18 protein-coding genes and 1 other annotated feature are annotated in these 19,428 nt (G+C 44.8%); of the genes, 1 reads left to right on the top strand and 17 read right to left on the bottom strand.

Features of this window, described 5'->3' with window-relative positions; genetic code table 11:
- Window positions 1–216: 216 nt before the first annotated feature.
- From rny to yfmF, 7 genes are all read right to left on the bottom strand, one after another.
- Window positions 217–1,776 (bottom strand): ribonuclease Y, encoded by a 1,560-nt coding sequence (rny, locus tag FFM74_RS00835; protein WP_137624762.1) that lies wholly within the window; start codon window positions 1,774–1,776, stop codon window positions 217–219.
- Window positions 1,777–2,003: 227 nt separating this feature from the next.
- A complete protein-coding gene (gene recA, locus FFM74_RS00830) occupies window positions 2,004–3,116 on the bottom strand; it encodes a recombinase RecA (RefSeq protein WP_137624761.1) in 1,113 nt (370 codons plus the stop codon).
- Window positions 3,117–3,207: 91 nt separating this feature from the next.
- Entirely contained in the window at window positions 3,208–4,470 is a 1,263-nt protein-coding gene (locus FFM74_RS00825) for a competence/damage-inducible protein A (RefSeq protein WP_137624760.1), read from the bottom strand.
- 131 nt (window positions 4,471–4,601) lie between these two features.
- On the bottom strand, window positions 4,602–5,186 hold the full coding sequence (pgsA, locus tag FFM74_RS00820) for a CDP-diacylglycerol--glycerol-3-phosphate 3-phosphatidyltransferase (protein WP_137624759.1): 585 nt from the start codon (window positions 5,184–5,186) through the stop codon (window positions 4,602–4,604).
- Window positions 5,187–5,208: 22 nt separating this feature from the next.
- Window positions 5,209–6,105: a helix-turn-helix domain-containing protein gene (locus FFM74_RS00815; protein ID WP_137624758.1), complete on the bottom strand. Its 897-nt coding sequence runs from the start codon at window positions 6,103–6,105 to the stop codon at window positions 5,209–5,211.
- Window positions 6,106–6,210: 105 nt separating this feature from the next.
- Window positions 6,211–7,512, bottom strand: a complete 1,302-nt coding sequence (gene yfmH / locus FFM74_RS00810) for an EF-P 5-aminopentanol modification-associated protein YfmH (protein ID WP_137624757.1) — start codon at window positions 7,510–7,512, stop codon at window positions 6,211–6,213.
- Entirely contained in the window at window positions 7,499–8,770 is a 1,272-nt protein-coding gene (yfmF, locus tag FFM74_RS00805) for an EF-P 5-aminopentanol modification-associated protein YfmF (RefSeq protein WP_223877122.1), read from the bottom strand. Before yfmF ends, yfmH begins: the two co-directional genes overlap by 14 nt.
- Window positions 8,771–8,976: 206 nt before the next feature.
- Here yfmF and FFM74_RS00800 point away from each other — a divergent pair, with 206 nt between their 5' ends.
- Window positions 8,977–10,329 carry an aspartate kinase gene (locus FFM74_RS00800; RefSeq protein WP_137624755.1) on the top strand — a complete coding sequence of 451 codons (1,353 nt, stop codon included), beginning with the start codon at window positions 8,977–8,979 and terminating at the stop codon, window positions 10,327–10,329.
- 105 nt (window positions 10,330–10,434) lie between these two features.
- On the opposite strand, the gene FFM74_RS00795 is transcribed toward FFM74_RS00800, so the two are convergent.
- From FFM74_RS00795 to FFM74_RS00750, 10 genes are all read right to left on the bottom strand, one after another.
- The gene (locus FFM74_RS00795; protein WP_137624754.1) at window positions 10,435–11,271 is read right to left on the bottom strand and encodes an amino acid ABC transporter substrate-binding protein; all 837 of its coding nucleotides are present in this window, start codon (window positions 11,269–11,271) and stop codon (window positions 10,435–10,437) included.
- An 11-nt stretch (window positions 11,272–11,282) separates the two neighbouring features.
- Window positions 11,283–11,924: an amino acid ABC transporter ATP-binding protein gene (locus tag FFM74_RS00790; RefSeq protein WP_137624753.1), complete on the bottom strand. Its 642-nt coding sequence runs from the start codon at window positions 11,922–11,924 to the stop codon at window positions 11,283–11,285.
- A gap of 12 nt (window positions 11,925–11,936) precedes the next feature.
- Entirely contained in the window at window positions 11,937–12,578 is a 642-nt protein-coding gene (locus tag FFM74_RS00785) for an amino acid ABC transporter permease (RefSeq protein ID WP_137624752.1), read from the bottom strand.
- Between the two features lie 168 nt (window positions 12,579–12,746).
- Window positions 12,747–12,978, bottom strand: a binding site (T-box leader).
- Between the two features lie 47 nt (window positions 12,979–13,025).
- Entirely contained in the window at window positions 13,026–13,832 is an 807-nt protein-coding gene (gene minD, locus FFM74_RS00780; protein WP_137624751.1) for a septum site-determining protein MinD, read from the bottom strand.
- On the bottom strand, window positions 13,832–14,500 hold the full coding sequence (locus tag FFM74_RS00775; protein ID WP_137624750.1) for a septum site-determining protein MinC: 669 nt from the start codon (window positions 14,498–14,500) through the stop codon (window positions 13,832–13,834). The genes minD and FFM74_RS00775 overlap by 1 nt, the downstream gene beginning before the upstream one ends.
- Before the next feature lie 21 nt (window positions 14,501–14,521).
- Entirely contained in the window at window positions 14,522–15,037 is a 516-nt protein-coding gene (gene mreD / locus FFM74_RS00770; protein ID WP_137624749.1) for a rod shape-determining protein MreD, read from the bottom strand.
- A gap of 12 nt (window positions 15,038–15,049) precedes the next feature.
- Complete coding sequence (gene mreC, locus FFM74_RS00765; protein ID WP_137624748.1) at window positions 15,050–15,895, bottom strand: rod shape-determining protein MreC; 846 nt, start codon at window positions 15,893–15,895, stop codon at window positions 15,050–15,052.
- A 70-nt stretch (window positions 15,896–15,965) separates the two neighbouring features.
- Window positions 15,966–16,970: a rod shape-determining protein gene (locus tag FFM74_RS00760; protein WP_137606777.1), complete on the bottom strand. Its 1,005-nt coding sequence runs from the start codon at window positions 16,968–16,970 to the stop codon at window positions 15,966–15,968.
- A 216-nt stretch (window positions 16,971–17,186) separates the two neighbouring features.
- On the bottom strand, window positions 17,187–17,828 hold the full coding sequence (locus FFM74_RS00755; RefSeq protein WP_137624747.1) for a JAB domain-containing protein: 642 nt from the start codon (window positions 17,826–17,828) through the stop codon (window positions 17,187–17,189).
- 40 nt (window positions 17,829–17,868) lie between these two features.
- Complete coding sequence (locus FFM74_RS00750; RefSeq protein ID WP_414672063.1) at window positions 17,869–19,128, bottom strand: bifunctional folylpolyglutamate synthase/dihydrofolate synthase; 1,260 nt, start codon at window positions 19,126–19,128, stop codon at window positions 17,869–17,871.
- Between the last annotated feature and the right edge of the window lie 300 nt (window positions 19,129–19,428).

Below are 19,428 nucleotides of genomic sequence, written 5' to 3'. Positions count from 1 at the left end.
CAGGACCTCCCCTTTTAAAATTACAGTCATCATAGATCGCGCCCCATGAAAAGACTAGCTTAGAATCTTGGCACGTTGCTTTAAAGGCGTTTCAAGCCGATCTAGATTGGACAGTCAGCCAATTAAAGCTTGCAATTTAAAAATTAAACTCGGAAGTCCTCAAAGTAAGAACATAAAAAAAGAGCCCAAGACCAAAGTCTCAGACTCATCAGTTGTTTACTTTGCGTAATCAACTGCTCGAATTTCCCGAATAACCGTAACTTTAATGTGTCCAGGGTATTCAAGTTCATTTTCAATTTGCTTTTTAATATCGTGTGCCAAAACTGTTGCTTGTAAATCAGAAATTTCTTTTGGCTTAACGATAACCCGAATCTCACGACCGGCTTGAATTGCATAGCTCTTCTTGACGCCATCCTCATCATTGGCAATCGCTTCAAGTTTTTCAAGTCGATGAATATAATTTTCCAACGACTCGCTCCGAGCGCCTGGCCGAGCAGCAGATATAGCATCAGCTGTTGCAACCAACACAGCGATAATTGATTTTGCTTCAACATCGCCATGATGAGAAGCAATGGTATTAATTACCACTGGATTTTCTTTGTACTTTGTTGTCAATTCCACGCCAATTTCAACGTGGGAACCTTCGATCTCGTGATCGACGGCCTTACCAATATCGTGTAATAACCCTGCGCGTTTCGCTACAGTAACATCTTCACCAAGTTCAGCGGCCAAGACACCCGCTAACTTCGCAACTTCAATCGAATGATTCAACACATTTTGTCCGTAACTTGTCCGATAATTCAACCGACCGACTAACTTGATCAAATCAGGATGCATCCCATGCAATCCTAAGTCAAAGACCGTTTGTTCACCGGTTTCACGAATCTTCTCGTCCATTTCTTTACGGGCTTTTTCAACCATTTCTTCAATCCGTGCCGGATGAATCCGACCGTCTTGAATCAATTTTTCGAGCGCAATCTTAGCAATCTCACGCCGAATTGGATCAAAGCCACTCAAAACGACCGCTTCCGGCGTGTCATCGATAATTAAATCGACCCCCGTCAACGTTTCTAACGTCCGAATATTACGACCTTCACGACCAATAATCCGGCCCTTCATGTCATCATTAGGTAACGACACAACCGAAACTGTTGTCTCAGAGACCATATCGGCAGCACTCTGTTGAATCGCTTGAACAATTAAGTTTTTAGCTTCCTTTTCAGACTGTGCCTTAACTTCGTCCGTGCTCTCTTTGATCATCACTGCGCGCTCATGCGTTAATTGATCTCGCGTTTGCGTTAAAATCTGTTCCCGCGCTTGGTCTTGTGACAAGGCGGCAACCTTTTCTAATTCTGCTTGACGTTGCGTGATTAGTGAAGCTGCACTTTGTTGCTGTTGCTCAACCCGTTTTTGCTCTGTGGCAATTTTTTCTTCCTTTTTGCCTAAAGCATCTTCGCGTTTTTCAAAAGTATTTTCTTTGTGATCTAAAGTTTCCTCGCGTTGTAACAGACGGTCTTCTTGCTTTTGCACTTCATTCCGTCGTTGCTTCAACTCGCCTTCAACTTCAGTTCGATAGCGGTGACTCTCCTCTTTTGCTTCAAGGACTTTTTCTTTCTTTTGAGTCGCTGCTGCTTTCTTAGCCTCAGAAATAATACCCTCAGCGGTGTTCTTGGCCACGTCCAAATCCTTTTCGTGGATATTCTTACGAACGACATAACCAATCCCATAGCCGACAACAATTGCGATGACTGCGAGGATTAACCCGAAAACATTCATGTTTCCACCTCCGCATCACCAAAATCCAGTTAACATAAAATCAACTACAAATTTTCAGATGTTATATTTTGATTACTTACACACTTGTTATTCTAATGTTTGAAACAAGTAGTGTCAACTTAAAGTCTTATGTGAGTGCAGGCTCAACCGTACTCGGCAAGCAGCCAAACGAACTCATTTAGACGACAAAACGCCCAAAGCAACCGCTTTGGACGTTAAGTTAAGCCTTATTTAGTTTCTTTTTCAGCTTTAGGTGTCTCTTCCAAGTCGAGTGTACTTGGATCGTCAACTTTAGCTTTACCCTTGGCCTTGGCTTTAGAATCAGTCACTTCGGCTTCATCATCGGTCGCAGCGTCCATGCCATAGGCGTTTCGAACTTTAGTCCGAATCTCGTCCATCACATCTGGATGCTCAGCCAAGTATTTCTTCGCATTCTCACGACCTTGACCAATTCGATCGGCACCGTAAGAATACCAAGAACCACTCTTCTTGATGATATCTTTGTCAGCAGCCATATCAACAATTTCACCAGTTTGTGAAATTCCTAGCCCGTACATGATATCAACTTCAGCCCGTTTGAATGGCGGCGCAACCTTGTTCTTGACAACTTTGATGCGAACACGGTTCCCGATAATATCTGTCCCATCTTTAATTTGTTCGGCACGACGAACTTCCAACCGGATCGTGGCATAGAACTTCAAAGCCCGACCACCTGGTGTCACTTCGGGATTACCAAACATAACCCCAACTTTTTCACGAATTTGGTTAATAAATAACGCAATCGTCTTAGTCTTATTTAATGTTCCAGATAACTTCCGAAGCGCTTGTGACATCAGCCGTGCTTGCAGGCCGACATGGGCATCACCCATTTCGCCTTCAATTTCAGCTCGAGGCACTAACGCCGCCACGGAGTCAATTACTAGGATGTCAATAGCACCACTAGAAACTAACGCGTCAGCAATTTCTAGCCCTTGTTCCCCGGTATCTGGCTGCGAGAGCAATAAGTCATCAATATTAACGCCTAAGTGTTCAGCATAAACGGGATCTAACGCGTTTTCTGCATCGATATAAGCCGCTGTTCCGCCTTGCTTTTGCACTTCTGCGACAGCATGCAACGCAACGGTGGTTTTACCAGAACTTTCTGGGCCATAGATTTCGACGATTCGGCCGCGAGGGTACCCGCCAACACCTAACGCATCATCTAAGGCTAACGACCCACTGGAAACGGTCGAGATCTCGGTTTGAGCCGCATCGCCCATTCGCATAATGGAGCCTTTTCCGAAGTTCTTTTCAATCTTTTTTAAAGCAGTATCTAGTGCTGCTTGCCGTGCATCAGCCAAATTAATTCCTCCTTTGGTTCTCGCTCTTAACTCTTAATATCATAGCTGTTCAATCGCAGAAAAGCAAGCAAAAAGCGAACAAAAGTTCGGCTTATTTTTCAGTCAGTTTTTCTGCCGCTAAGGCATGCCGTAATAGGTCTAATCCAGCCATGACACTACGCTCACGAATCTTTTGGCGATCCCCAGCAAAATGGTACAGGCGCGCAACGGTCGGCGTCTGACGGTAAGCCAAGCCGATCCAGACAGTCCCAGCTGGCTGACCTTCTAAGTCATCCGGCCCAGCGACGCCGGTAAAGCTTAAAGCGACTTCTGTCTCCAATTGCGTCCGTGCACCATCCGCCATCGCAATCGCCGTTTGCTCCGAAACAACACCAGCCTGATCAATCGTCGTCTGTGGCACATTGACTAATTGATGCTTGGCACGGTTCGCATACGTCACAAAGCCACCCGGAAAGATCGCCGAAACCCCGGGAACACTGCCAATTGTACTTTGAAACTCGCCGGCAGTTAAACTTTCAGCGGCCGTGAGACTCAACTGACGGTCAATCATGGTCTTAATGACAACTTTCGCTAAAGAATTATCATCGCCATAGCCATAAAAGTAGCGACCAACCTTGTCCTTAATTTGCTTTTCGAATTCGTCTAAGGCGACTTGCGCTGCCGGTTTAGAATCGGCTTGCGCACTTAATCGTAAGGTCACCTCGTTGGTTTTCGCATAAGGGGCAATTGTCACCGCCTGTTGACCATCAATCAACGCTTGCAATTCCGTGACTAGCTTTGATTCACCAATGCCAAAGAACCGTAGCACACGTGAATAAATCTGAGCTTGTTGTCCATAGGCCGCTTGCAATCTTGGCTTAGCTTCCAGCTCAAACATCTTGCGCATTTCACGCGGTGGCCCCGGTAATAGTAAAAAGTCCGCCGAATCAGGCGACTGATAAAAGGCCCCGACAGCCATCCCATTGTGATTCGTCAGTGGTGTTGCGCCTGCCGGATACAACGCTTGAATCCGATTATTAGCTGTCATCGACCGACCAGTAGTCTTAAAGTAATCGTCGATTGCACGCATCGCCGCTTCATCTTCGACAAGTGGCACGTTTAAATACTTCGCCAAGGTTTGTTTGGTCAAATCGTCCTTAGTTGGCCCAAGTCCACCAGACAAAATTACCAAATCATTCCGTTGTGCCGCGATTTCAATCACGCTGGCTAATCGAGCTGGGTTGTCACCAACCACCGTTTGATAATAGCTGTCAATGCCTAGTTCAGCCAACCCTTGCGCGATATGCATACTATTGGTATTCGTAATTTGACCGAGTAATATCTCAGTCCCAACCGCAATTATTTCTGCTTGCATAAAATTAAAGAACCTCCTAGTAACACTTGTTTCTGCTTACATTAAGTATATACGAAATTAAACCCTCGCTACCACTAAAAGAACCGAAAAAAATTCACTGACCAGGTAACCTAGTCAGTGAACTTCTGTCATTATTTAAACCCATCCGCAAAGACATCCCGATTTTGAACGAAATAGTCGATCCCAGAATAGATGACAAAGAATAAACAAATATAGAGCATAATTAATGCAAATGGAATGTTGATGGCGTCAAAGAAGACGTTATTCAACAGTAGGAAGATAATGGCAATCATTTGCGTGGTTGTCTTGATCTTCCCAGGCATGGCCGCAGCCATAACTTTACCATTATTTTCAACAATCAACAGGCGCAACCCGGTCACTGCTAATTCCCGACACATGATAATCGCCACAACCCAATCAGGCGCCATGTTCAAGCGCACTAAGATGATAAAGGCAGTCATGACCAACATTTTATCGGCTAAGGGATCAGCAAATTTGCCGAAGTTCGTGACCAAATGTTGGCCACGCGCAATCTTCCCATCCGCCAAATCGGTTAAAGACGCCACGGCAAAAATAATCGTCGCCACGACTTGTGTCACTGGAATAGTCGTGCCAGCCCAAACTACTTGGCCCCAACTCAATGGCAAGACCATGATTAAGATAAAGACTGGAATCAAAATAATTCGAAAAACAGTTAATTTATTGGGTAAATTCATGACTCGTATTCCTCCGTAACGTCTATTTAATGGTTAAAGTAATCGTCCGCACTTGTGATGTACTATTGTTTGGATTGAAATCAAATTTTTTGCCATTAATCGTTACGGTCGTCGACGTGGCATTCCCAAATTGGAACTTGACAGTCTTGGCACCACTTGGCAATGTCACATCATGCGTCCCATTAGCCGTTAGTGTGCCTTGCCAAGTTTGTGTGCCGTCAGTTGTCACCGACATCCAAGCAGCCTTCGCCGCCTTAACCGTCACTTTATTTTTGTCGATCCCATTGGTCATTGTGTAGGCCGTATCACTGCTACCATTAGCCTTAATTGTCTGTTGGTTGGCCTTAGACTTCTTTTCAGAACTGGCCTTCGCGGCACTACTACTGCTAGCCGCTGCTTTTGAGCTGGCAATTTTGCTGCTGCTCGTCGCTTTGGAACTAGAAACTTCTGTCGTGGAGCTGCTAGAACTCGTTGCCGAGCCAGCGCCAGCATGAGTTTTAACGGCCATAAACCAAATAAACAATAAAATCACCACGACGATTCCAGTGACAATAATCGTCGGCAAATAGTTCCGAACGCGCCCAGCCGGACTGGTTGGTTGTTCGCGTGAACTTGCCCGGGTCGGTTGAACGTCATCGACATTTTTGACAATGGCTTCAGATTCAGTTTTAGGAAGCTCATCGCGATGCGCTTCCAGTAACTCATTACCATCTAAATCAACCGTATCAGCATACTGTCTAATAAAAGCCCGGACATAAAAATCACCCGGTAGTTGATCAAATTGGTCATCTTCAATTGCAATTAAATAACGTTTTTGGATTTTGGTGATTTGTTGTAAATCATCAATCGTCAATCCTTTAGTCGTCCGCGCAGCCTTGAGTTGCGCGCCAATTGTCAGTTTCTCTTCATTTTCACTCATTTGACTTTTTTCTCCACCCTAAGTCTATTTTCAAAATCTTTCGTTTCATAGTATATCACAGCCCACTCAATTGTTAGGCCTGCTGACCATAACTTTCGGATTTCTTTAATTCTTGGCTGCTGGCCGAATTTGATATTCGCTGATGGCTTGCGATGTGAGTAACTGTTCAGCGATTGTTGCCAAATCTTCCAAACGTAAGTCGTTAATCACGGCAGGTTCATCAAAAATTGTGGCTTGACCAAATAACTGTTGGTCGTAACGGTTGGCAATGGCTTCCAATGAGTTGGCCATAAAGATGATCCGACCAATCATTTCCTTCTTGATTGCCGCTAAGTGTTGTTCCTGACCAAGCACTGCCGATTGCCAGTTTTCTAAGCCATCGATGATTGCCGCATCAAAAGCGGCTGGATCATCGGTCTCACCACTAAAGGTCAAGAAGTCGAAACCATTTTGTAATTCAAAATCATAACCAAACGTGTCGTCAATAATTCCTTGATCGTATAAGTGTAAATAATTTTTAGAGGTATCACCAAATAACATCTCTAATAAGACATTGACGCCTGCGCGATATTTCAATGCTGGCAACCCGGGTTCGATTGGCACCAGTCCTTTGACGCCAACAATTGACTTAGCACGCGTCACGGGCATCTCAATGGAACGATAAGGAATAATATCGTGACCATCTTCGGCCGTTGCTGGAATCTTCGTTTCAATCGGTTGAAACGCGTCGAATTGTTTGCTTGCTTGATTGGCCGTAATCCAAGCCAACACTTCTTCCGGGTCCAGTTTTCCAACAATAAATAACGTCATATTTTCTGGATGATAGAAGGTTCGGTAAGCCGCGTACAACTCGTCTGCCGTAATTTTAGCGATTGAATCGGTGGTTCCTGCAATATCAGACTGTAACGGATGGTTAGGGTACAAATTACCGATCATCCCGAAGTACAACCGCCAGCTTGGATCGTCATCATACATTTCAATTTCTTGCCCAATGATTCCCTTTTCCTTTTCCACCGTTTTCTCAGTGAAATAAGGGACTTGAACGAAATCTAGCAAAGTTTCCAGATTTTCTTTCAAATTACGGGTGGCCGAAAAGAGATAACTTGTCCGGGTAAAACTCGTAAATGCATTGGCGCTGGCGCCATATTTACCAAATGTTTGAAAGGCATCATGATCAGCCTTTTCAAACATTTTGTGTTCCAAAAAGTGCGCAATCCCATCAGGAAAACGCCGCATGTCGGTTTCACCAGCAGGAACAAACGTATTATTGATTGAGCCATAATTCGTCGTAAAAATAGCATAGGTTTTATGATAGCCAGCCTTTGGGAGCATAGTTACAGTTAAGCCATTCGCCAACTTAGTTTGATAACTGGTTTCATTAAATTGATCATAATTAGTTACTTTCATGCTGTCCCCCGTTCAAGAAGAAGCCATTGTTCAGCGTCACCAATTGTGCCACTGCGATAATCTGCTCGCGGGTCACGGCCTGAATATTTTTGAGCCAATCAGCGTCACTAACCGTTTGCTGGGTCAGATCGTCGATTAAGGCTTGAATGGCAAACGTGCGCTGACTGTCTAAACTTGACTCAAAATCATTAATCAACCCCAGCTTTAATTGGTCAACGAGGTCATCCGTGAACTCACCTTGTTGAATCGCGGTTAACTGTGCCGCAATAATCGCCAACACTTGGTCATGATTTTGGCCGTCAATGCCCGCAGAAACTTTTAAGACGCCACGAAATGTATCAAGAGAGCTGCTAGCATAATAAGCCAAGCTCGCTTTCTCCCGCACATTCGTAAACAATTTAGATAATGGTGAGCCACCAAATAATTCATTGAAAACCAACGCCGCATAATAATGCTGATCGCGGTAAAAAACTGGGAAATCATAGCCTAAGTTCAACTTAGCTTGACTTAACGCTTGCACTTCGGTTTTTTCAAGATAGTTGCCAGTATCTTGGTGACGATAAAAGGCAGCTGGTCTTGCAACGAGCCGATTTTTAAAGGCAACGGCTTGCCAACGATCAATCACCGCGGCTTCTTCGAAATCACCCATCATAATCACATCAATTTGATCGTCAACTAACAAGGTTTGATAATAGTCATACAACCCTTGTGACGTGATCGCCGCAATATCTGCTGCCACCCCATAACTGGGTAGTTGTTGGGCAACATCGGCCGCGAATAAGGCCTCATTTAATTTCTGGGCCGCATAATATTGTTTATCATCCGCAACCGACTCAATGGAAGCCTTCAAATTAGTCGCTTGGCGCTTAAAAGTCGGCTCATCAAAATGACCGTCCTGTGCGAGCGGTTTAAAAATAATCTTCACTAAGAAGTCGATGGCTTGCATGGTTAATGGTTCTGTCGTTGCCAGAAACCGTTCATTTGGCACGGTAATAGATAATTGTAAGTTATGCGTCGGTCCCTTGCGACTGACGCCGGCACCAAAGGCCGCCCCATACATCTCGGCTAAAGCATGTGCTAATGCTCGTTGGTCCGGATAGTCCGCAGAACTCGTTTCTAATAAATTAGCCAATAAGGCCCGTTTTGTAATATCGGTCCGCTTAATCGGTGCCCGAAAATTGATAATAATTTGATTGGTTTTAAATTGATGACTCAAGACCGTCGTCAATTGAACCCCTTTTGCTAACTGAGTTTGCAAATGTTTTCTTCCTCCTTGCATATGTATTAAATAATAAGCGAAAGGTTGCACTGACGCAACTTTCAATGTCGGTTGCTGAAAATGTTGCCGCCAAGTTAACAATCTAACGGTTAAAATGAGAGTCAGATGAGGTCACATTAACATTGCAAACAAGCGGTTTGTCTGCTATTCTTTGAAGTATTGATAAAATTGAGGAGCGATTTAATGTGAAAGTAATTAAATTTGGTGGCAGTTCACTTGCCAGCAGTACCCAGCTACAAAAAGTACTGTCGATCGTCAAAGCAGACGACCAACGGAAATATGTGATTGTTTCTGCGCCGGGTAAACGGTTTGATGGCGACACCAAGGTGACCGACTTACTCATTCAGTATGCCCGCCAGACCATTCATCATCAGGATACAACGGCTGTCATGCAATCGATCATTGACCGCTACGCCGAAATTGGGCACGGCTTTAACGTTGCCGACGCCCGATTAACACCAATTTTTGACACCATTAAAAACTTACCTAAACAAACCTACGCCGATAACAGCTATTTGATGGCAGCATTTAAAGCGCATGGTGAACGGTTAAACGCCCAATTAGTTGCCGCGGTCTTCGCACAAGCAGGTCTAAATGCCCGCTACTTGGACCCCAAAGCCGCCGGCATGGTCGTCACCGATGTCCCAGATGACGCCCAAATCATTGAAAAAAGCTATGATAATCTCGCTCAGTGGGCCAACAGCGACCAAATACTTGTCATTCCAGGCTTCTTTGCCTATAACCGTAATGGCCAGATTTGTACCTTCTCGCGTGGTGGTTCAGATATTACCGGGGCAATCATTGCCCGTGGCGTGCAGGCGGACCGTTACGAAAACTTTACCGACGTTGATGCCATCTATGCCGTTAATCCGTCACTAGTCTCACAGCCCGCAGCGATTCAGGAAATGACGTTCCGAGAAATGCGCGAACTTTCCTACGCAGGCTTCTCTGTTTTCCACGATGAAGCCTTGATTCCGGCAATTCAAGGTAACATTACGGTAAATGTTAAGAACACAAATCACCCAGAGGCCCCTGGCACTTTGATCAAGTCAACTAAGGACAACAGCACGGACTATCCGGTGACTGGGATTGCTAGTTCTTCCAGCTTTTGTTCATTATATATCCGTAAATATTTGTTAAACAAGGAAGTTGGCTTTGGTCGCAAAATCTTAACCATTTTAGAAGATCATCACGTCAGTTATGAACACATGCCATCCGGGATCGATGACTTAACCATTATCTTCGATGAGCATCAATTAACACCCGAATTAGAAACCGCCCTCAAGGCTGAAATTGCGGCGGCGGTGCAGCCAGATGAAATTTACTTTACCCACGATTATTCGATTTTGATGATTGTCGGTGAAAGCATGCGCAATCGTGTCGGTATCATGTCACGGGCCTCAACCGCCCTAGCGGATCATAATATCAAATTAATTATGGTCAACCAAGGCGCTTCCGAAATCTCGATTATGTTCGGCGTCCACGACCGCGACGCGGATCAAGCCGTGATTGCGTTATACAACGAATTTTTCAAATAGCCTTCAAAAAATTGTGCACGGCACAAAGGTAACAACATCATAATTGTTCGAAAACACGAATGGAGCCATGACTAATGTCACAGCTCCATTTTTTAGTTACCCGATTTAGTTCTCAACTTGTTGATTACCAAACCATTTCTTATTGATTTTTGCTAAGGTCCCATTAGCTTTTAACGTCTTCAAACCTGCGTTAATTTTAGCTTTCATGGTCTTATCCCCTTTGCGCATCCCAACGGCAAAATCTTCAGAGTTGAACGTGCCTTGCGTTTCGTGGTAATCCGCCGCATTAGCTTCATGCTTAATGTAGTAATTCGCATAAACGCTATCAATCAATAACCCTTGAATTCGTCCAGCATTCAAATCCAAAAAGGCATTCGTAAAAGTGTCATATTGAACCGGGGTCTTTTTAGCAATTTTATCTTTCAGCAACTTAGGATTGTCTTCCAAAGACTGGTAACCAGATGACCCTGACTGGGCGCCCAACGTTTTGCCAGTCATGTCATTAAATGAGTTAATGTTATTTTTCTTCAAAGAAACTAGCACTTGCTTATTTTTCAAATAAGTATCACTGAAGGCCACCACTTTTTCTCGTTGTGGATTTTTCGTGTACCCATTCCAAATCAAATCAATCGTGCCATTCCGCAATTCGGTCGCGTTCATCGACCAATCAATGGTCTGGAAACTCACCTTGATGCCGTACAACTTGAAGACAGCCCGAGCCAAATCAATATCGTACCCAACTAACTTACCGGATTTTTCACGGAATCCCATTGGCACGAAACTATCATCTAAGCCCACGACAACGGACCCACGACGTTTGATTTTAGCCCAAGTATCTTGCGTATCCGCCCGCGTCGTAACATTTTCACAACCAGACAAGCTGCCTGCTAAACCGAAAAGGAGAACGAAAATCAGGCTCAATGAAATTAATCTTTTTTTCATGCAATCTCCTCCTATTTCGTTTGATTTGGTTCAACGTGTAACATCTCGTCCGCAATATTTTCCGCAAAGGTTAAATCATGACTGACGACGATTTGCGTCATGCCGTCTGCTTTGAGGCCCAAAATCAATTTTTCCACTTCTTGACGTAAATTCGGATCTAGGGCTGACGTTGGTTCGTCATAACATAAAACATTGGGTTTCATTGCGAGTGCTCGTGCAATCGCGACCCGTTGTTGTTGCCCACCGGAGAGTTGGTACGGATACTGATCCCCGTGGTCACTCAAATTCAAACGTGCCAATAACTTGTTCGCGGCCGCTTGGGCATCTGCTTCAGATTGTTTGAGAACCATCGTTGGCGCTAAAGTAATATTTTGTAAAACCGTCAAATGCGGAAAAAGCTCGAAGTTTTGGAACACGACCCCAATTACACTGTCGTTTGAGCGGTTGGTAAAGGGATCAAAGGGCTTCCCATCAACAAGAAAATCGCCACCATCGACTTTTTCCAACCCGGTGATACACCGTAATAGCGTCGTTTTACCGGCACCAGAAGGACCAACAATACTTAAAATTTCGCCATCTTTAACGGTTAAATTTAACTTATTAATAATCGTGCGATCACCAAAACGCTTCGTAATATTTTTAAGTTCTAACATATTGACCCCTCCTTATTTCCAGTAACTGTAACGTTTTTCGACTTGACGTAAGACAAAGGTCGTCACTGCCGTCAACAATAAGTAAAGCACCGCAACTAAGACTAATGGGACCAAGGTGACATCGCGAGCCGTGGCAACATTCCCCGCACGTAGCAAATCACCAATCCCGATGACGTAGACCAATGAAGAATCCTTAATCAAATTAATGACTTCATTACCGACTGACGGAATCACAATCTTAACGACTTGCGGGATCACGATTTTACGAATCGTCTGACCGTAACTGAGTCGCAAGACCCGCGCACTTTCATATTGGCCATTGTCGATGGCTTGTAACCCCCCGCGGAAGATTTCCGCGAAGTAAGCTGCGTAGTTTAAAATGAAGGCAAATAAGGCCGCTTCATAACGTGGGAAAACCACCCCAATTAGTGGTAAGCCATAAAACACGAAGATCAATTGCAGCAATAATGGCGTGCCTCGCATGAGCCAAACATAAAAGTTGATCAGCCATTGTAACGGTTTGATCTTTGAAATCAACCCGAGACTTAAAATCAGCCCCAACGGTAGTGATCCAATCAACGTCCAAAGAAAGATTTGTAGCGTCATCCCGGCGCCTGATAATAATGATGGCAAGATTTCTAAAATATAGTGCATATGCTTTCCCTCCTAATTTTTATCACAGTAACAAAAAAGTCCCCTTGAGAAAAGTTCTCAAGAGGACGTCTATGCGCGGTGCCACCTCACTTCGCAGTAACTTCACAGTCACTGCCTCAGGGAGTTTAGTGATAAAAAAAAAAAAAAACCGTCCCTAGGCCTATAGCCTAAGAGGACGATTTTATCGCGGTGCCACCTCATCTTTTTCAATTACTCACGCAATTGAACTCAGCGAGTTTATCACTAAACTCCGCCGCTAACGAGGCCAACCGAAACAGCTTACTTCGTTCAGCCGTTCAACTCACAGATGTGGTTCGTTCCTCAACTACGGTCGGCTTTCCAGCAGCGCCGATTCTCTGGTCGATAATTGATGAACTACTCTTCTGTTCTCTGTTTTTTAATGTTGTTCTCATAATAACCAAAAGCTAGTCACTCGTCAAGCGTTTTTTAGTTATTTCGCCGAAAAATGCCGGCAATCCGTGACCAAACACCTGGTTTTTGTTGCTCAATGTTCATCAACGGCACCGTTTCGCCCTCAATCCGACGGGCAATATTACGATAGCCTTGTGCCGCCGCATTTTTAGGATCAAGAACAATTGGTTCTCCATTATTAGAAGTCCGAATGACCGCATCATCATCAAAAACGATCCCCAACAGATCAATTGATAAGTGATGGGTGATTTCATCAATATCCATCGTTTCGCCATCTTGCATCATGCGCCGCCGAATCCGATTGATGACTAATTTAGGCGCTTCGGCTAATGGATATTGTTCCAATAGGCCAACGACCCGGTCAGCATCGCGGATGGCTGAAATTTCTGGCGTGGAAACGATAATTGCCGCATCGGCACCGGCAATCGCATTCATGAAACCGCGTTCGATTCCGGCTGGACAATCTAACAAGATGTAATCGAAATCAGGTTTCAATTCGTCCACGACTGCTTTAACTTGCTCTGGATTCAAAGAATCTTTATCCGCATTTTGCGCGGCAGGCAGTAAGAACAACAAATCATCAAAGCGTTTATCCTTAACTAGGGCTTGACGAATTTGAGCGCGGTTTTCAACGACATCCACGATGTCATATAAAATCCGGTTGTCTAAGCCAAGAATCACATCCAAATTCCGTAACCCAATATCCAAATCAACGAGGCAAACTTTCTTCCCCATTAACGCTAAAGCCGTGCCAAGATTGGCGGTTGTCGTTGTTTTACCAACGCCACCTTTACCAGAAGTGACCACAATTGCTTTTCCCATTAAAGACGTCCTCCATTCCGCGTAAATAATTTTGGCCGAACCCGTTTCAACTGGTTCAGCGGCACATAGTCGAGAGCTTGAATGTCATTAATATAAACCACATTCGTCCCCGCCACGATTTTTTCTTTATCCACTAATTCGATTAACTCACCGACGCGCACGCGTGGCACGGTCGCTAAATCACTCACGATGGCCGCATCATTATGATCAGGGTAGCCAGCCTCTAAGGCACCAGCAATTTCTCCCATCACAAAAATACTCCCGGTGGCGCGCAAAACACCACCCTCATGAATTTTCCCAAAGAATAACACGTCACCAGTCACGGCTAAGACTTGTCCGTTACGCACAATCTGATTCACTAAATGCACCGTACTCCGTTCGATCATTGCTAACGCATCGGATGCTAAAATCACATCCGCAGTCAGTTTATGAATACTGAACAATGAATAGCGATTGACTAATTGCGTCACTTTTTGCGTCTGCTCAGCAGTCAACAAGCGGCCTTCGCTACTCATATCGAAAGAGATTTGCTTATCAGTTGTATTGTCAACTTGTAACCGGTCTAGCAAGGTCTTTAAATCGACCATAATCGCATCAAAACTAGCGGCTTGCCGAAAGATCAAGTCATAGCCATCATTACTGGCTTTCAAAATCACACTTTGTTGCATGCTCGAATTCCTTTCCACCGACTAATTAACCTTTAGATACAATTGACGCACCGGATAATACAAGATAACGAAAATGGCGAGATTTACGGCAATCGTCGGTCCTAACGTATAGACTGCAAAGTCAGCCAAATTACTAGTGACAATTTTACTGATCAGGTACCACACATACACGAAAGCTTCGACAATCGTCAAATTAATAATATACACCATTAGTAACGTTAAAAAGTTCAGGTCTAACCATGGCTTGATTTGGCGACATAAGTAAACCACGAGTGGTAAGGCAATCAAATAGACGCCAAAAATACCCGTGTAAAACCAATCGAAAACCAGACCGGCAAATGCTGACCACGCGACAACGGGCAGCTCATCACGATCATCTAAAAAGACCGCAAAGATCACCCACATCAGGACTAAATGTAAAACGCTCGCGTAGGGATACTTGAATAGACTCCCAGCAAAAACGTTTGACAATGACCCGTCCAAAAACAAAGCCAAAAATAAGCCAATCGGGAAGATAATTCTTAAGCGTGATTTCAAAGTTATCCCTCCCTATTGTTCAGCAACCGTCACGACGGTTAAGTCGGTCAAATCGGCAGCGGGCTTGATTTCAACTTCTGATGCCAGCCCGTAATCGTCTTGTTTGACTTGCGCCACGGTCCCAACATAGAGCCCCTTAGGCGTTAACCCACCGAGACCACTCGTAATGACTTTGTCACCCTTTTTAATCTTAACGGTTGACGTGACTGAGCCCATTTCAATGAGATTATTGGTCTTATCAAAACCAGTGACAATCCCATTCACGGTTTTACCCGCAGAATTCGTAATCTGAATGGCAAATTTATCCGCTGAAGAACTGGTATTCGAAATCAACTCAACTTTTGAATTGGTCTGATTCACTTCAACCACGCGACCAATTAAGCCGGATTGTGACATTACTGGCATATCCTTCTTAACGCCAGCCGTCGCTCCCTTAGAAATCACCAATTGGTTCATCCAAGAAGATGGGGTTCGCGTCAAAACGTTCGCCGTCACGGCCGTATAATCGGTCAGGGCATTATTGAGCTTTAATTCCTTACGCAATTGCTTGTTTTCGGCAGTTGCGGTTTGTGCATTGACCTTAGCTTGCGCTAATTGATCAACTTGTTTCTTTAATTTTTGATTTTCTTGATAAGTGTTTAATAAGTCTGAAACGGAATTCGTAGCACCTTGTAACCCATTGACCGGTAAAGCAACAACGCGATCAACTGCGCCCGCCACATCATTACCAAACTGTTGGACTAATGGTGGCGTCGATTTACGATCCCGAATGGCGACAGAAACGCTCATCAAGCCGAAACTGATAATTAAGATAATAATCGCAATAACCAATTTACGGTTTGAGAAAAACTTTTGCATAATGAACCCCCGGTCGAAAATTCAAAGATTTAACAATAAATAAGCGGGAAGTCATCTTCCCGCTCACCTGTTATCGCTTTTTCATAACATCAATGCTCTTAAGTGATTCACCGGTTCCGACCGCTACACAATCGAGTGGTTCGTTCGCAATGAATACTGGCACTTTGGTTTCGTCAGCAATCACTTCGGAAAGATTCTTTAATAAGGCGCCGCCACCGGTCAAAACAATCCCGTGGTCAATGACGTCAGAAGCAATTTCTGGTGACGTTTCTTCAAGGGTTTCCTTAATTGCAGAAATAATCTCAGAAACGATTTCCTGAATGGCTTCAGAAACATCCACGGCGGTAATTTCAACGGTCTTTGGTAGACCAGTCAAAAGATCACGGCCACGAATGGTGGTGCTTTCAATGTCTTCAGCGGCTTCTAAGGAAGCGGAACCGACGGCAATCTTTAATTGTTCAGCAGTGCGTTCACCGATTAACAAATTGAACTTTTGACGAACATGATAGATGATTGAATCATCAATCTTGTCACCAGCCATCCGAATTGATCGGCTAGACACGATGCCACCTAATGAAATCGTGGCAACATCTGTCGTCCCACCACCAATATCAACCACCATGCTACCGGTTGGATCCATGACTGGCAAGCCAGCCCCAATCGCAGCAGCAAATGGTTCTTCAATGACATAAGCGTCACGCGCCCCAGCAACCCGAGTGGCGTCAATAACCGCACGCTTTTCGACTTCTGTGACACCTGATGGTACACAAACCATGACATAAGGTTTCCCATTTGAACGACCGAGCGTCTTTTGAATAAAGTACTTCATCATCGCTACGGTAGTATCGTAGTCAGCAATGACCCCATCTTTCATTGGTCGAATTGCCACGATACTTGCGGGCGTCCGTCCAATCATTTCACGGGCGTCTGAACCGACAGATACAATTTCACCCGTCTTCGTGTTCTTCGCAACCACGGATGGTTCCCGTAGTACGATGCCCTTGCCGTCAACGTACACAATCGTATTGGCAGTACCGAGATCGATCCCGATATTTTTAGTCCCAAATCCGAACACTACATTCATCCCTTCATCAATTACATTTTAATTTTTATTAGTCACAATAGTAAGTATTATAGCATAATAGCACTGCTTTAAAAATACTGCCTAAATCCTAGCATACCGTAAACACACCAAAAAGACAGTATCACGATTGAACTTAGATAAAATTTAACAAAAAAACGAGATTAAAGCGAGCATATGCGCACCCTAACCCCGTTATTTTACCATATTTTATTTAGGTTCCGTATTACAGTTTAACAATCCTTGCTCAGCAAAACTAAAGTAATCGGTCTCACCAATCACAAAACTATCCAATAATGGCAGGCCCAGTAACGTTCCACCCGCAACCATGCGTTCCGTAAATTCGGTATCTTTATGCGACGGCTGGCAATCGCCACTGGGATGGTTATGGGCCACGACAACTCTCGCCGTATTGGCCAATAACGCGGCCTGAAAAATCTCGCGGGGATGGACTGGACAAGCATTTAGCGTGCCCTGAAACACAATCTGACGTTTCAAAATCTGATTTTTCGTGTCTAAACAAATCAGAATTAACTGTTCTTGCGCCATACCGGCAAAATCGTGGATTAAATGCTCCCCCATCTGTTGACTGCCGTAAACTTGACCTAATATCACTCGCGGTTGTTGCTGCAATAATCGACCACAACGTAATGCGGTGAGTAAACTATTCCAAAGTGGATTGGCCGCCGGTTGCTGTGACCAGACGCCCACTTGAGTTGCAGGATAGGCGTCCTCAAAAGCAAGTGTGGCGGAATTAGCAGCGGCATCATCCAAAAAGCCTTCAAAATAAGTTTGAATCAAGTCATGGATCTGTGTCCCATGGTCGTCGGTTCGACCAGTTAATAAACTCATACGAAGCCCCCCTATTCTGTTAGGTAGCTCCGCAATTAAATTAGGCTTGCGTTTTAAAATAGGCCCGCACATCCGAAATAAAATAGAGTGACCCCGTCAACAATAAGACGTCATCACTAGACATCTCGTTGGTGGCAGCAATCAACGCTGACTGCCAATCGGCAAAGACGGGCGCTTCTTTGTGGGCAGGCAACTCTGCTGCCAACTCGCTTGGCGCCGTTGCTTGGCGTTTCGGATTAGGTCCCACAAACTGTGTCAATAACAAGCGCACATTTGGCAACTTCGCCAGTGTTTGAATCATTTGGGCGTGCTGTTTGTCCGCCAAAACGGCAAAAATCACGTAAACGGTTTGTTGGCCAAAGCGTTCTTTGAGCGTCGTCGCCAACTCCGTCACTGCGGGTTCATTGTGCGCACCATCAATCAAAATCAGTGGCTCTTGATTCAAGCGCTCCAACCGTCCCGGCCACGTCGTATTGGCTAAGGCTTGCCGAACGTCTCGGCCGTTGACCGGCAGCTGGGCCTGACGATGATAAGTCAAGTAAGCTGCCAAGGCAACAGCCGCATTATCAACTTGATAGTCACCGAGTAATGGTGTCGTGAGGTCTTTAAAATGGGCCTCCTGATCATCGAAATTAAACCGCTCTTGCCAGCCTTGTGGTGGTAACAGTTTGGTTTCAAAATCCACGCCTAATGTTTGTAACGGCGCCTGCTGGTTGGCGGCCGTTGCCACCATGACCGCCTGGGCGTCTTTTGGCAATCTCCCGACGACTACCGGCACCTTATCCTTAATAATCCCGGCTTTTTGCGTCGCAATTTCCGTCAAAGTATTACCCAAAAGCTGCATGTGGTCGTAACCAATCGTAGTAATGGCGCTCACTTTGGGGGTGAACACATTGGTCGAATCGTACAAGCCACCTAACCCCACCTCGACAATCGCAATATCAATTGGTTGGGTCGCAAAGTACAGGAACATCATCGCGGTGATGATTTCAAACTCCGTCGGGCCACCGGTGGGTAGTTCGGCATCTAGCTTAGCCACGACCGGTTGCACTTGCTGAACGAGTGCAACTAAATCAGCGTCACTAATCGGTTCGCCATCCACGCTAATTCGTTCATTAAAGCGGGTGATAAACGGTGATGTATATGTACCGACTGTCAGCCCATCCGCCATAAATAGTTCGCGTAAATTGGCCACCGTTGACCCTTTGCCATTCGTCCCCGCAACGTGAATACCATTAACTTTTAGTTGCGGATCGCCTAGTGCTTGTAAAAATTGCCGCATCCGCGCTAAGGTCGGCATTTTTTTAAATTTCGTACGGCCATGAATAAACGCTAAGGCCTGGTCATAATTTTCAATCAAACTAATCGCTCCTCTTTCAAACACTTAATCCTATCAGTGGCACTTCTAGTTAGACTCCTAAAGGTTGAAAGACCAAAATTGCTAATAACTACTGCCATGTCAATGATTAGGGCATGGAAATTAGTTGACAGTGCCGCTTCCAGTCGCCACTGATCACATGCGGCCGTGGGACCGGATCAAGCCTGAGTAACGTCTTGGTCCTCGCCCGGAACCCTTGCATAAATCGCAAGTGTCCCGGAC

The organism is Lactiplantibacillus pingfangensis (assembly GCF_005404945.1).
GTDB classification, from domain to species: domain Bacteria; phylum Bacillota; class Bacilli; order Lactobacillales; family Lactobacillaceae; genus Lactiplantibacillus; species Lactiplantibacillus pingfangensis.
Note: the sequence above shows the minus strand (reverse complement) of the source record. Positions and strands in the feature narration are given on the sequence as shown.